At 54.2% G+C, this 13,239-nt stretch carries 10 protein-coding genes, 1 rRNA gene, 1 pseudogene and 1 other annotated feature; of the genes and pseudogenes, 5 read left to right on the top strand and 7 right to left on the bottom strand.

The window, feature by feature from the left end:
• Positions 1-56: 56 nt before the first annotated feature.
• The 4 genes from AAHB66_RS17345 to rluD form a co-directional block, all read right to left on the bottom strand.
• Positions 57-1,598 (bottom strand): 16S ribosomal RNA (locus AAHB66_RS17345).
• 431 nt (positions 1,599-2,029) lie between these two features.
• A complete protein-coding gene (gene clpB / locus AAHB66_RS17350) occupies positions 2,030-4,603 on the bottom strand; it encodes an ATP-dependent chaperone ClpB (protein ID WP_347113783.1) in 2,574 nt (857 codons plus the stop codon).
• Between the two features lie 129 nt (positions 4,604-4,732).
• Complete coding sequence (gene yfiH / locus AAHB66_RS17355; RefSeq protein ID WP_347113785.1) at positions 4,733-5,464, bottom strand: purine nucleoside phosphorylase YfiH; 732 nt, start codon at positions 5,462-5,464, stop codon at positions 4,733-4,735.
• Positions 5,461-6,441, bottom strand: coding sequence for a 23S rRNA pseudouridine(1911/1915/1917) synthase RluD (rluD, locus tag AAHB66_RS17360; RefSeq protein ID WP_231313846.1), 981 nt, complete (start codon positions 6,439-6,441; stop codon positions 5,461-5,463). The genes yfiH and rluD overlap by 4 nt, the downstream gene beginning before the upstream one ends.
• A gap of 130 nt (positions 6,442-6,571) precedes the next feature.
• Here rluD and bamD point away from each other — a divergent pair, with 130 nt between their 5' ends.
• The 4 genes from bamD (at position 6,572) to pheA (ending at position 9,356) form a co-directional block, all read left to right on the top strand.
• Positions 6,572-7,309: an outer membrane protein assembly factor BamD gene (bamD, locus tag AAHB66_RS17365; protein ID WP_333855412.1), complete on the top strand. Its 738-nt coding sequence runs from the start codon at positions 6,572-6,574 to the stop codon at positions 7,307-7,309.
• Between the two features lie 271 nt (positions 7,310-7,580).
• Positions 7,581-7,928, top strand: a complete 348-nt coding sequence (gene raiA / locus AAHB66_RS17370; RefSeq protein ID WP_142486756.1) for a ribosome-associated translation inhibitor RaiA — start codon at positions 7,581-7,583, stop codon at positions 7,926-7,928.
• Between the two features lie 110 nt (positions 7,929-8,038).
• Positions 8,039-8,165: a sequence feature (Phe leader region), on the top strand.
• Positions 8,040-8,087 (top strand): hypothetical protein, encoded by a 48-nt coding sequence (locus tag AAHB66_RS17375; RefSeq protein ID WP_193767862.1) that lies wholly within the window; start codon positions 8,040-8,042, stop codon positions 8,085-8,087. Its footprint overlaps the feature before it by 48 nt.
• Before the next feature lie 30 nt (positions 8,166-8,195).
• Positions 8,196-9,356 carry a bifunctional chorismate mutase/prephenate dehydratase gene (gene pheA / locus AAHB66_RS17380; protein WP_347113787.1) on the top strand — a complete coding sequence of 387 codons (1,161 nt, stop codon included), beginning with the start codon at positions 8,196-8,198 and terminating at the stop codon, positions 9,354-9,356.
• Here the strand turns inward: pheA and AAHB66_RS17385 are convergent.
• The 3 genes and pseudogenes from AAHB66_RS17385 to aroF form a co-directional block, all read right to left on the bottom strand.
• A pseudogene (locus AAHB66_RS17385) lies at positions 9,353-10,226 on the bottom strand (SMP-30/gluconolactonase/LRE family protein). The gene pheA and the pseudogene AAHB66_RS17385 sit on opposite strands and share 4 nt — an antisense overlap.
• Positions 10,227-10,286: 60 nt before the next feature.
• Positions 10,287-11,408, bottom strand: coding sequence for a bifunctional chorismate mutase/prephenate dehydrogenase (tyrA, locus tag AAHB66_RS17390; protein ID WP_347113789.1), 1,122 nt, complete (start codon positions 11,406-11,408; stop codon positions 10,287-10,289).
• A 10-nt stretch (positions 11,409-11,418) separates the two neighbouring features.
• Complete coding sequence (gene aroF / locus AAHB66_RS17395; protein WP_347113791.1) at positions 11,419-12,489, bottom strand: 3-deoxy-7-phosphoheptulonate synthase AroF; 1,071 nt, start codon at positions 12,487-12,489, stop codon at positions 11,419-11,421.
• A 214-nt stretch (positions 12,490-12,703) separates the two neighbouring features.
• On the opposite strand from aroF, the gene AAHB66_RS17400 reads away from it, so the two are divergent.
• Positions 12,704-13,078 carry a DUF2799 domain-containing protein gene (locus AAHB66_RS17400; protein ID WP_347113792.1) on the top strand — a complete coding sequence of 125 codons (375 nt, stop codon included), beginning with the start codon at positions 12,704-12,706 and terminating at the stop codon, positions 13,076-13,078.
• Positions 13,079-13,239: the final 161 nt, after the last annotated feature.

Genomic DNA, 13,239 nt, shown 5'->3' on the forward strand with positions numbered 1-13,239 from the left:
TCGTTACTTTTCATCAGACAATCTGTGTGAGCACTACAAAGGCAGGTTCTTTAAGGTAAGGAGGTGATCCAACCGCAGGTTCCCCTACGGTTACCTTGTTACGACTTCACCCCAGTCATGAATCACAAAGTGGTAAGCGCCCTCCCGAAGGTTAAGCTACCTACTTCTTTTGCAACCCACTCCCATGGTGTGACGGGCGGTGTGTACAAGGCCCGGGAACGTATTCACCGTAGCATTCTGATCTACGATTACTAGCGATTCCGACTTCATGGAGTCGAGTTGCAGACTCCAATCCGGACTACGACGCACTTTATGAGGTCCGCTTGCTCTCGCGAGGTCGCTTCTCTTTGTATGCGCCATTGTAGCACGTGTGTAGCCCTACTCGTAAGGGCCATGATGACTTGACGTCATCCCCACCTTCCTCCAGTTTATCACTGGCAGTCTCCTTTGAGTTCCCGGCCGGACCGCTGGCAACAAAGGATAAGGGTTGCGCTCGTTGCGGGACTTAACCCAACATTTCACAACACGAGCTGACGACAGCCATGCAGCACCTGTCTCAGAGTTCCCGAAGGCACCAAAGCATCTCTGCTAAGTTCTCTGGATGTCAAGAGTAGGTAAGGTTCTTCGCGTTGCATCGAATTAAACCACATGCTCCACCGCTTGTGCGGGCCCCCGTCAATTCATTTGAGTTTTAACCTTGCGGCCGTACTCCCCAGGCGGTCGACTTAACGCGTTAGCTCCGGAAGCCACTCCTCAAGGGAACAACCTCCAAGTCGACATCGTTTACGGCGTGGACTACCAGGGTATCTAATCCTGTTTGCTCCCCACGCTTTCGCACCTGAGCGTCAGTCTTTGTCCAGGGGGCCGCCTTCGCCACCGGTATTCCTCCAGATCTCTACGCATTTCACCGCTACACCTGGAATTCTACCCCCCTCTACAAGACTCTAGCCTGCCAGTTTCGAATGCAGTTCCCAGGTTGAGCCCGGGGATTTCACATCCGACTTGACAGACCGCCTGCGTGCGCTTTACGCCCAGTAATTCCGATTAACGCTTGCACCCTCCGTATTACCGCGGCTGCTGGCACGGAGTTAGCCGGTGCTTCTTCTGCGGGTAACGTCAATTGCTGAGGTTATTAACCTCAACACCTTCCTCCCCGCTGAAAGTACTTTACAACCCGAAGGCCTTCTTCATACACGCGGCATGGCTGCATCAGGCTTGCGCCCATTGTGCAATATTCCCCACTGCTGCCTCCCGTAGGAGTCTGGACCGTGTCTCAGTTCCAGTGTGGCTGGTCATCCTCTCAGACCAGCTAGGGATCGTCGCCTAGGTGAGCCGTTACCCCACCTACTAGCTAATCCCATCTGGGCACATCTGATGGCAAGAGGCCCGAAGGTCCCCCTCTTTGGTCTTGCGACGTTATGCGGTATTAGCTACCGTTTCCAGTAGTTATCCCCCTCCATCAGGCAGTTTCCCAGACATTACTCACCCGTCCGCCACTCGCCGGCAAAGTAGCAAGCTACTTTCCGCTGCCGCTCGACTTGCATGTGTTAGGCCTGCCGCCAGCGTTCAATCTGAGCCATGATCAAACTCTTCAATTTAAGTTTGATGCTCGTGAATTAAACTTCGTAATGAATTACGTATGTTCACTCAGAGACTTGGTATTCATTTATTGTCCGAAGACATTAAGAATCCATGTCACTTTGAGTGCCCACACAGATTGTCTGATAAATTGTTAAAGAGCAGTGCCGCTTCGTTTTCGCTGCGGCGCGGGTTGTGCATACTACGCTTTCCCGCTTCAGAGTCAAGCGAATATTTCACACTTTTCTCTGCTGACCCGGCGGCCTGTTTGCCGTTGTTCCGTGTCAGTGGAGGCGCATTATAGGCAGTTCTTCTGGGCTGGCAAGTATAAAGTGAAAATTATTTACTGACCGCTCACTTTCCAGGCAATTCCGCATCCAGACCTCTATTTTTGCCTGGTTTTTAAACAAAAAACGAGCCCCAGGGGGGCTCGTTTTTGCCTTTTTGTGACTTACTGCACTGCCACAATCTGGTCGTCTTTTTTCACCAGCTGTATCGTTTTGCCCGGGATCAGCTTCCCGGAAAGGATTTGCTGAGCCAGCGGGTTTTCGATCTGTTGCTGAATCGCGCGTTTAAGAGGACGAGCGCCGTATACCGGATCGTACCCATTTGCACTCAGCAGCTGCAGCGCGTCATCTGCAATCTGCATTTCATAGCCGCGCTCTTCCAGACGTTTATACAGACGCTGCAGCTGAATACGGGCAATAGACGCAATGTGTTTTTCACCCAGCGGATGGAAGACCACCACTTCATCAATACGGTTGATGAATTCAGGACGGAAGCTGTGGCTAACCACGCCCAGCACCAGATCCTTCATATGACCGTAATCCAGTTCGCCAAAGCGTTCCTGAATCAGATCGGAACCAAGGTTCGAGGTCATAATGACGACCGTATTACGGAAATCGACCGTTCTCCCCTGCCCGTCAGTCAGGCGGCCATCATCCAGCACCTGCAGCAAGATGTTGAACACATCCGGATGCGCCTTCTCCACTTCATCCAGCAGAATGACGGAATACGGACGACGGCGAACCGCTTCTGTCAGATACCCGCCCTCTTCATAGCCGACATAGCCCGGAGGTGCCCCCACGAGACGCGACACGGAATGTTTTTCCATAAACTCGGACATGTCGATGCGCACCATCGCATCATCACTGTCGAACATGAAGTTTGCCAGCGCCTTACACAGCTCCGTTTTCCCGACACCGGTCGGTCCCAGGAACAGGAAGGAGCCAATCGGGCGGTTAGGATCGGACAAACCCGCACGGCTACGACGAATGGCGTTTGATACTGCTTCCACCGCTTCATCCTGGCCAATCACGCGATGATGGAGGTCATCCTCCATACGCAGCAATTTGTCGCGCTCACTCTCCATCATTCTGGCGACCGGGATCCCGGTCCAGCGCGCCAGTACCTCAGCAATCTCTGCTTCCGTCACTTTATTACGTAACAGACGCATGGTTTTGCCTTCAGCCTGAGTTGCCGCCGCCAGCTGTTTTTCCAGTTCCGGAATTTTGCCGTACTGCAGCTCAGACATTTGCGCCAGATCGCCCACGCGACGCGCCTGCTCAATGGCAATCTTCGCCTGCTCCAGCTCGGCTTTAATAGTCTGGGTGCCGGAAAGGGAGGCTTTCTCCGCTTTCCACTCCTCTTCCAGGCCGGAATATTGCCGTTCTTTATCAGCAAGTTCTTCATTAAGCATATCCAGCCGCTTCTTACTCGCTTCATCCGACTCTTTTTTCAGCGCCTGCTGTTCAAGCTTGAGCTGAATGATTCGGCGATCGAGCCTGTCGAGCTCTTCCGGTTTTGAGTCAATCTGCATACGAATGCTGGAAGCCGCTTCGTCGATAAGATCGATCGCTTTGTCCGGCAACTGCCGATCGGCAATATAACGATGCGACAGTGTCGCTGCCGCCACGATAGCCGGGTCGGTGATCTGCACGTGGTGGTGCAGCTCATAACGTTCTTTCAGACCACGCAGAATGGCGATGGTATCTTCCACGGTCGGTTCAGCCACAAATACTTTCTGGAAGCGGCGTTCCAGTGCGGCATCTTTTTCAATGTACTGACGATACTCATCAAGCGTGGTGGCACCCACGCAGTGCAGCTCACCACGTGCCAGCGCTGGTTTCAGCATGTTGCCGGCATCCATGGCGCCATCCGCTTTACCGGCACCCACCATGGTGTGCAGCTCATCAATAAACAGGATGACGTTGCCTTCCTGTTTCGCCAGATCGTTGAGCACGCCTTTTAAGCGCTCTTCGAATTCACCGCGGTATTTTGCCCCCGCCACCAGCGCGCCCATATCCAGCGCGAGTACGCGACGGCCTTTCAAACCTTCCGGGACTTCGCCATTAACGATGCGCTGCGCTAAGCCTTCGACAATGGCGGTTTTACCGACGCCCGGCTCCCCGATCAGTACCGGGTTATTTTTGGTCCGCCGCTGCAGAACCTGAATCGTACGGCGGATCTCTTCGTCACGGCCAATGACCGGGTCAAGTTTGCCCTGCTCGGCACGCTCGGTCAGGTCGACCGTATATTTTTTCAATGCCTGACGCTGGTCTTCGGCACCCTGATCGTTCACGCTTTCCCCTCCGCGCATCTGTGCAATCGCCTGCGTCACGTTGGCGGTGGTTGCACCGGCCGTTTTCAGCAGGTCGGTCAATGTGCCGCGTGATTCAAGCGCCGCCAGAACAAAAAGCTCTGATGAAATAAAGTTGTCGCCGCGTTTCTGCGCCAGTTTGTCGCAAAGGTTTAATACGCGAACCAGATCCTGGGACGGCTGTACATCCCCGCCCGTGCCCTCTACCTGAGGCAGACGGCTCAAGGCCTGATCGATGGCGGTACGTAACTGGCCCGCATTAATGCCGGCAGACGTAAGTAAAGGACGAACCGATCCCCCTTCCTGATTCAGTAAGGCGCTCATGAGATGAAGAGGTTCGATAAATTGGTTGTCGTGCCCCAGTGCGAGTGACTGGGCATCAGCGAGAGCAAGCTGGAATTTATTAGTAAGACGATCCAGACGCATAACTCCTCCCATAACAGGTCAAAATTGCTACTGGAGATTAAATGAGGTCATCCCTCAATTATTCAAGGTGAATGACCTGAATTATGCGAAAAGAAAACGGCGCGTGCCGGATCGTCTTGATTCTATAGGTTATATCAGCCAGATGAAACTTGCCATACGCCCGGTGGTCTTGTCGCGGCGATAAGAAAAGAAATCATCCTTCTCGGTGAAGGTACAGCGATCGCCGCCATAGATCTGGCTGATGCCGAGATGGGCCAGGCGTTGACGGGCAAGCTGATAGATATCCGCCATATACTTCTCGCCCGCCGGGCGAAATGCAGTCTCTGCCTGCGGATCGTGCGCCATAAAGGCCTCACGCACTTCAGGCCCCACTTCAAAGGCCTGCGGACCTATCGCCGGGCCGAGCCATGCGAGAATGTTATCCGCGCTATCCGCAAAGCAGGCAACGGTCTCTTCCAGCACGCCGGCACATAATCCGCGCCAGCCAGCATGTGCGGCGGCCACTTCGGTGCCCGCACGGTTGCAGAAAAGTACCGGCAGGCAGTCGGCGGTCATAACGGCGCAGACTGTGCCCGGAGTATTGCTGTAAGAGGCATCGGCACGTTTCGAGGCATAGGATTCCCCGGTAAGACTGAGAACAGCCGTACCATGAACCTGCTCAAGCCAGACCGGTTTCGACGGTAGCTGGCCGGCGGCAAACAACCGCTTACGATTCTCTTCAACATGGTTGAGATCGTCGCCACAATGCGCACCCAGGTTTAACGACTCCCAGGCCCCCTCACTCACGCCACCTTTACGGGTGGAACTGCAGGCCGCCACGCCTTCTGGCGCTGGCCACTCCGGGACAATCAGTTTGGTCATAACCAGTCCACGTCGTCCTTATGCTCTTCGAAGTCGGCGCGCATGGCGTCGATTAGATCCACCATATCCTGAGGGATTGGCGCATGCCACTCCATCTCGATGCCGGTGATCGGATGATAGAGACGCAGCATGGTCGCATGCAGAGCCTGACGATCGAATTTACGCAGCATGGCGATAAATTCCTCGGAGGCCCCTTTAGGCGGACGCGGACGGCCACCGTACAGCTGATCGCCCACCAGCGGATGCGTGATATGCGACATATGCACACGGATCTGGTGAGTACGGCCGGTTTCCAGACGCAGACGCAGACGCGTATGGATGCGGAAATGTTCCATGATGCGATAGTGCGTGACCGCCGGTTTGCCCATAGGATGAACGGACATATGGGTACGCTTGGTCGGATGGCGGCTGATAGGCTGTTCTACCGTACCACCGGAAGTCATGTGGCCAATCGCTACCGCTTCGTACTCACGGGTGATTTCACGCAGCTGCAGTGACTCAACCAGACGCGTTTGCGCCGGAATGGTCTTCGCGACGACCATCAGGCCGGTAGTGTCTTTATCCAGACGGTGAACGATCCCCGCACGCGGTACGTCAGCGATCGGCGGATAGTAGTGCAGCAGTGCATTCAGCACTGTGCCATCAGGGTTACCTGCACCAGGGTGGACAACAAAGTCACGTGGCTTGTTGATCACCAGAATGTCGTCATCTTCGTAGACGATATTCAGCGGGATATCCTGAGGTTCGAAACGGACTTCTTCTTCGATGTCAGCATTGATGGCGACCACTTCCCCACCCAACACTTTCTCTTTTGGCTTGTCCCAGATCTTGCCGTTTACCAGCACGCGCTGGTCAAGAATCCATTCTTTTATGCGTGAACGCGAATAATCAGGGAACATTTCGGCCAAAGCCTGATCTAAGCGTTGTCCGAGCTGTTTTTCGGAGACTGTTGCGGTGAGTTCTACTCGTTGTGCCATAGACTGCTTCTTCGTTTAACGTTGGGTTTTACGGCTTTGCCGTTTAATATAGTGTGCTATTGTAGCTGGTCTTAATCGGGAGCAGGAAAGAGATTCTCCCGGACAAACATTTGAGGAAAGTCAAAACGTCATGACGCGCATGAAATATCTGGTGGCAGCGGCCACGTTGAGCCTGGCTTTGGTGGGCTGCTCCGGTTCGAATGAACAGGTCCCTGACAATCCGCCGAATGAAATCTATGCGACTGCTCAGCAAAAGCTCCAGGACGGTAACTGGAAACAGGCGATAACGCAACTGGAAGCGCTGGATAATCGTTATCCATTTGGCCCGTATTCCCAGCAGGTACAGTTGGATCTGATCTACGCCTACTATAAAAATGCCGATCTGCCACTGGCCCAGGCGACGATTGATCGCTTCATGCGTCTGAATCCAACTCACCCTAATATTGATTACGTCATGTATATGCGCGGCCTGACCAACATGGCGCTGGATGACAGTGCGCTGCAGGGTTTCTTTGGTGTTGACCGTTCAGACCGTGACCCTCAGCACGCCCGCGATGCGTTCAATGACTTCTCCAAACTGGTACGCGGCTATCCGAACAGCCAGTACGTGACGGATGCCAGCAAACGTCTGGTGTTCCTGAAAGACCGTCTGGCGAAATACGAATACTCTGTTGCGGAATACTATACCCGCCGCGGTGCATACGTTGCCGTTGTGAACCGTGTTGAAGGCATGCTGCGTGATTATCCTGATACCCAGGCAACACGCGATGGCCTGAAGCTGATGGAAAATGCCTATCGCGAGCTGCAGATGACATCCCAGGCTGACAAAGTCGCGAAGATCATTGCCGCTAACAGCAGTAGCTCCTGATCCTTCAGTAAGATGCAAAACGGCAGCCCCAGGGCTGCCGTTTTTTTATGCGTTTTCAGACTAAGCTGAAGCGGTTTAGCCCGCACCAATCCTATCAACTATGGCCGCAATTTCTTCCGGCGACAAGGTAAAAGTTACTTCTTCCTGTCCTGCCTCACAAAAAGAATCCGTTGACAAAAATGGACATTAAAATGTGATTTAGATCACACAAATTGACATTAAGAACGGTATGCTGGAATCACCAAGACGGGAAAGACAAGAGGTAAAATTTATGACAATGAACATTACCAGTAAACAAATGGAAATTACTCCGGCAATCCGCCAGCACGTCGCAGACCGTCTCGCCAAACTGGATAAATGGCAAACACACTTGATCAACCCGCATATCATTCTCTCTAAGGAGCCACAGGGTTTCATCGCTGACGCAACTATCAATACTCCAAACGGCCATCTGGTCGCCAGCGCGAAACATGAGGATATGTACACCGCCATCAACGATTTGATTAACAAGCTGGAACGGCAGCTCAATAAAGTGCAACACAAAGGTGAAGCCCGTCGCGCCACAACATCGGTGAAAGACGCCAGCTTCGCAGAAGAAGTTGAAGCTGAAGATGAATAATCCTTTACATTGAGTCTATCGCCAACGCGCCTTCGGGCGCGTTTTTTGTTTTTTATTGACAGGGTGAAAACAGTACAGGTACTTTAAGTCTGTCTTCTGAAGGAATCATCCATGACCGTTAAACCGTTTTTCTTCGCATTCTTTTTTACCTTCCCCTGATTGGGAGGCGTTTCGTCGTGTGATAAAGAATGCGAAGACGAACAACAAGGCCTCCCACACCGGGGGGGCCTTTTTTATTGATAACGATAATATGATTAAGGCAACGCTATGACACCGGAAAACCCGTTACTGGCTCTGCGCGACAAGATCAGCGCTCTGGATGAAAAATTGCTTTCGCTGCTGGCCGAGCGCCGTGCGCTGGCCGTTGAGGTAGGAAAAGCAAAGCTGGCGTCGCATCGTCCGGTACGCGATATCGATCGGGAGCGCGACCTGCTGGAACGCCTGATTAACCTCGGCAAAACGCATCATCTGGATGCACACTACATCACCCGCCTGTTCCAGCTGATTATTGAAGATTCCGTCCTGACGCAGCAGGCATTGCTGCAGCAGCATCTGAACAAAACCAACCCGCACTCGGCGCGTATTGCCTTCCTTGGACCGAAAGGTTCCTACTCCCACCTCGCCGCGCGTCAGTACGCTGCCCGTCACTTCGAAGAGTTTATTGAGAGCGGCTGCGCGAAGTTCGCGGATATCTTTAATCAGGTGGAGACCGGGCAGGCGGATTACGCCGTCGTGCCGATTGAGAACACCAGTTCCGGCGCCATCAACGACGTGTACGATTTGCTCCAGCACACCACCCTGTCGCTGGTAGGCGAGATGACGATCCCTATCGACCACTGCGTGCTGGTATCCGGCACCACCGACCTCGATAAAATCGAGACGGTCTACAGCCACCCACAGCCCTTCCAGCAGTGCAGCCAGTTCCTGAACCGCTATCCGGGCTGGAAAATTGAATATACCGAGAGCACCTCGGCAGCCATGGAAAAGGTCGCACAGGCTAATTCCCCAACCGTGGCCGCGCTGGGCAGTGAAGCGGGCGGCGCGCTGTATGGCTTACAGGTGCTGGAACGTAACCTGGCAAACCAGACGCAAAACATCACCCGTTTCATCGTGCTGGCGCGTAAGGCGATCAACGTTTCCGATCAGGTTCCGGCCAAAACCACGCTGCTGATGGCGACCGGTCAGCAGGCCGGTGCGCTGGTAGAAGCCCTGCTGGTGCTGCGCAACCACAATCTGATTATGACCAAACTGGAATCGCGCCCGATCCACGGCAACCCGTGGGAAGAGATGTTCTATCTCGATATCCAGGCTAACCTCGAGTCTGCTTCCCTGCAGAAAGCCCTGCGTGAACTGGGTGAGATCACCCGTTCGATGAAGGTGCTGGGCTGCTATCCGAGCGAAAACGTGGTCCCGGTTGATCCGGTTTAACGTGCGATAAACGGGCCCTTTTTCACGCCTGCCACGCTAACGGGCAGGGTGAAAATGGCGCCCGAAAGAGGATATGCCGCCACTTCCTCCGGCTCCATGTTCTCGCGGGTGGTGGTGATAAACAGCGTCTGCATATCATCGCCACCGAAACAGACCATCGTCGGGCAGCGCACCGGCAGCCGGTACTCTTCCAGCTGTTCGCCCTGCGGTGAAAAACGGGCGATCCTCCAGCCGTCAAACAGCGCGCTCCAGTAACAGCCTTCCACATCCACTGCCGCACCATCCGGTATCCCCTCCCCCCGGCTGGAACCGGCGAAAGACCTCCCGTTTACCCGGTTCGCCCTGCTCATCCAGCGGCGTGCGGTAGATTACTGCATTAGGGGTGTCAGAGGTGTACATCCAGCGCCGGTCGTCGCTGAATGCCAGACCGTTATGGCCGTGGATATCACACTGGATCACCTCCGGCGTCAGGTCGTTATCGATCCGCATCAGCAGAGCGCCGTTGTAGTCGCCCGGCGCCCAGAACGTGCCTGCATAGAAGCGGCCAAAATGGTCGGTTCCTCCGTCATTAAAACGCGCCAGCTGCGGGTTCGACGGGTTATCACAGACCTTACGTTGCAGCAGGCCGTGCTTGTCCGCCAGCCAGATGCCCGTGCGCATGGCGACAATAAAGCCCCCGCCCTCGCGCAGCGCGAAGCAGCCCACCTCTTCATGGAAGGATAAAACCCTGTGTTCACCTGTGGGCAGATGGTAGCGGTGGATCTCACCCTCCAGAATATCCGCCCAGTAGAGGGCGCTTTCCGCTTCGCTCCAGGTCGGGCACTCAGGTAAGTGCCCCGTATAGTCAAACAAGACGCGTGGTTCAGCCATGACAGATCCCCAAAATAAAAAAAGCCAGCAGTGCTGGCTTTCAGTATATACATCATCAGATTACTGGCGACTGTCATTCGCCTGCCGCAGCAGAATGCGACTCTCGCTCTGGAAGCGCTGGGCATAATCGCCAAACCAGTGCTCCACCTTACGGAAGCTGTCGATAAACGCCTGTTTATCACCGTGCTCCAGAAGGGTGATCGCCTCACCAAAACGCTGGTAGTAACGCTTGATCAGCGCCAGGTTATTGCCCGAGGACATAATGATATCTGCATACAGCTGCGGATCCTGGGCAAACAGTCGACCGACCATCGCCAGTTCGAGGCGATAGATAGGTGACGATAGCGACAGCAACTGCTCAAGCTGAACATTCTCTTCCGCCAGGTGCAGGCCATAGGCGAAGGTCGCGAAGTGGCGCAGCGCCTGGATAAAGGCCATGTTCTGGTCATGCTCGACGGCGCTAATTCGGTGCAGTCGAGCGCCCCACACCTGAATCTGCTCCAGGAACCACTGATAGGCTTCAGGCTGACGGCCATCGCAGTAGACGACCACCTGCTTCGCCAGGCTGCCGCTGTCCGGACCGAACATCGGGTGCAGCCCCAGCACCGGGCCGTTATGCGCGGCCAGCATCGCCTGCAGCGGGCCATTTTTTACCGAGGCCAGATCGACCAGAATGCAGTCTTCCGGCAGCGGTGGCAGTTTAGCAATGATCTCTTCAGTAACATGAATAGGCACGCTGACGATGACCATGCCCGCATCGGCAACCATCGTCTGCGCCCGCGCCCAGTCCTCTTTTTCGAGGATGCGCACCTGATAGCCAGAGAGCGTCAGCATCTTCTCAAACAGACGCCCCATCTGCCCGCCGCCACCGACAATCACCACCGGGCGCAGCGTCGGACAGAGGGTTTTGAAGCCTTTGTCGTTTTCGCTGGAGTAAGACTCACGCATCACGCGGCGCAGCACATCTTCAATCAGATCCGGTGAGACGCCCAGCGCCTCGGCCTCTTTACGCCGGGATGCCAGCATGGAGGCTTCGCGCTCCGGCACGTAAATTGGCAAACCGTATTTACTTTTTACTTCGCCAACTTCCGCGACCAGCGCCATACGGCGCGCCAGCAAATCCAGCAGCGCCTTATCCACCTCGTCAATTTGATCGCGCAAGGCGGTCAATTCAGCAACCATAACAAACCTCTTAAGCCAGACGCGTCGCCAGCTGGCCGTTCAAATCTTTGTGGATCTCACGCAGCAGCGCGTCGGTGGTTTCCCAGCTAATGCAGGCATCGGTGACGGAAACCCCATGCTTCATGGCGCTGCGCGGCTGTTCTGATGACTGATTGCCCTCATGGATGTTGCTCTCAATCATCAGGCCAATAATCGAACGGTTGCCATCTTTAATCTGCGCGACGACGGATTCCGCCACCGCAGGCTGACGACGGTAATCTTTATTCGAATTACCATGACTGCAATCTACCATCAGTGCCGGGCGCAGTCCTGCCTGTTCCATCTCTTTTTCACACTGGGCTACATCTGCCGGGCTGTAGTTAGGCGCTTTGCCGCCGCGCAGGATGACGTGGCCATCCGGGTTGCCCTGGGTCTGCAACAGGCAGACCTGGCCGGCCTGGTTGATGCCGACAAAACGGTGCGGCATGGCTGCGGCACGCATGGCGTTGATGGCTGTTGCCAGGCTACCGTCGGTACCGTTTTTGAAGCCAACCGGCATGGAGAGGCCGGAGGCCATCTCACGGTGCGTCTGCGATTCAGTGGTGCGCGCGCCAATGGCGGACCAGCTGAACAGATCGCCCAGGTATTGCGGGCTGTTCGGATCCAGCGCTTCCGTTGCCAGCGGCAGCCCCATATTCACCAGCTCCACCAGAAGATTACGCGCAATCTTCAGGCCAGCTTCCACATCAAACGAGCCATCCATGTGCGGATCGTTAATTAACCCTTTCCAGCCGACGGTGGTGCGGGGTTTTTCAAAATAGACGCGCATGACCAGGTAGAGGCTATCGCTGACCTCCTCGGCCAGGGCTTTAAAACGGTGCGCATATTCGATGGCGGTTTCTGGATCATGAATGGAGCACGGACCGCATACCACCAGCAGACGCGGATCGCGCCCGACAATAATGTCGGAGATGGTCTGGCGGGAGTGCGCGATTTGCGCCTCTTGCTCAACGCTCAGCGGGAATTCCGCTTTCAGTTGATCCGGAGTGATCAGAACATGTTCATCACTAATATGTACGTTATTCAGCGCGTCTTTTTGCATGATTGCGATCCTGGAAGCTCGTTTGCGATAGTTGTTTCCTCGATGAGGAAGCCCAACGATACCACACCGAGTAAAGATTTCAATCCAAAATACGTAAATAATACTTTACATCACCCAATTTAAAGCAAAAAACATTCGATTATTGTGTAACGTAAAAATTACAGTCTGCATTCTTACCGCCAGGCTATGCTCAATGGAAAAGGGAGAATGTCTTATGCGCCTGATTGTTACCCCGCTGTTGTGCCTGTTATTAACTGCCTGTCAGATCGATCCTTACACCCATCAACCCCACTGGACGGGAACCGACTGGTATGATGCCGGTAAAGAAGACGCCATGAATGGCGTGGCGGTAAAATCCAATGAAAGCCTTGCCGCTAATTTTAACGACCCCAAGGTGGATCGTTCCGACTATCTCAGCGGATATAAAGATGGCCAGCAAAAAATATGTCAGGAAAACTTTGTTTACGCCTGGGGGTTAGCCGGCCGAATATTCCCCGCCAGCTGTGACACAGCAGAAAACGCCACTACCCTTCGTACCGCCTGGCAACAGGGAATGAATGAAGGAACAAAAGCCAGCCGTTTAAATTAATCTTGTTAACGTCAGCGCTGCTAATTAAAAGAGTGAGATTTTACTTAAGTCCCTGAATATGCTTTTGGCATAATGACTGTACGGGTAAAAAATGGTATTCTTCCGGCGAAACTCAAGGACTACTATTTCCAGAGTGGTATGGCGGATTCTGGTGTGTAACT

It is taken from the genome of Leclercia sp. S52 (assembly GCF_039727615.1).
Taxonomy (GTDB): domain Bacteria; phylum Pseudomonadota; class Gammaproteobacteria; order Enterobacterales; family Enterobacteriaceae; genus Enterobacter; species Enterobacter adecarboxylatus_B.

Coding starts and splice junctions, on each gene's coding strand:
- clpB (WP_347113783.1), bottom strand. CDS start 4,603: ATGCGTCTGGATCGTCTTACTAATAAATTCCAGCTTGCTCTCGCTGAT.
- yfiH (WP_347113785.1), bottom strand. CDS start 5,464: ATGACCAAACTGATTGTCCCGGAGTGGCCAGCGCCAGAAGGCGTGGCG.
- rluD (WP_231313846.1), bottom strand. CDS start 6,441: ATGGCACAACGAGTAGAACTCACCGCAACAGTCTCCGAAAAACAGCTC.
- bamD (WP_333855412.1), top strand. CDS start 6,572: ATGACGCGCATGAAATATCTGGTGGCAGCGGCCACGTTGAGCCTGGCT.
- raiA (WP_142486756.1), top strand. CDS start 7,581: ATGACAATGAACATTACCAGTAAACAAATGGAAATTACTCCGGCAATC.
- pheA (WP_347113787.1), top strand. CDS start 8,196: ATGACACCGGAAAACCCGTTACTGGCTCTGCGCGACAAGATCAGCGCT.
- tyrA (WP_347113789.1), bottom strand. CDS start 11,408: ATGGTTGCTGAATTGACCGCCTTGCGCGATCAAATTGACGAGGTGGAT.
- aroF (WP_347113791.1), bottom strand. CDS start 12,489: ATGCAAAAAGACGCGCTGAATAACGTACATATTAGTGATGAACATGTT.
- AAHB66_RS17400 (WP_347113792.1), top strand. CDS start 12,704: ATGCGCCTGATTGTTACCCCGCTGTTGTGCCTGTTATTAACTGCCTGT.